The organism is Vibrio sp. 2033 (genome assembly GCF_033339735.1).
Genome location: NZ_JAWOVC010000928.1, coordinates 1 through 500, shown reverse-complemented (window position 1 = coordinate 500; position 500 = coordinate 1). Strand labels below are relative to the sequence as shown.

Below are 500 nucleotides of genomic sequence, written 5' to 3'. Positions count from 1 at the left end.
TGAGCATAGACCTGTTCTGGCTTTTCCTCGTGCAGCTGCCAACACTCACTCATGAATGCATCAAAATCCATTTTGAAATACATGCCCTTGTTATCCTTTGTTATCTTGTTCGTAAATAAACCACTCTACACAATTCTCAACCGTGCGTTGCACGCCAAACAACAATATGAGAATCGCCTCACTTAAAGTGGTGTACCTTGCTCTAATGCGAGCAAACGTTGTTTGCGTTCTACCCCACCAGCATACCCAGTCAGTTTGCCACTTTTACCAATAACGCGATGACAAGGCACCACAATGGAAATAGGGTTCTTGCCATTTGCTAACCCAACCGCACGTACGGCTTTCGGGTTGCCAATCGCGTTGGCGAGATCTTGATAGCTCCACGTCTCGCCGTATGGAATGGTCGTTAGCGCATGCCACACTTGATTTTGAAAATCGGTACCTGTCGCTGCCAAAGGCAAATCAAATTCGTTGCGCAGACCCGAAAAGTATTCGTCCAA

Annotated in this window: 1 protein-coding gene; it reads right to left on the bottom strand. The window is 46.6% G+C overall.

Going from position 1 to position 500, the window contains the following annotated elements:
• Positions 1–182 precede the first annotated feature (182 nt).
• Positions 183–500, bottom strand: a 318-nt coding sequence (locus tag R7P74_RS29870; protein ID WP_318124365.1) for a methylated-DNA--[protein]-cysteine S-methyltransferase, incomplete at its 5' end; no start/stop codon positions are given.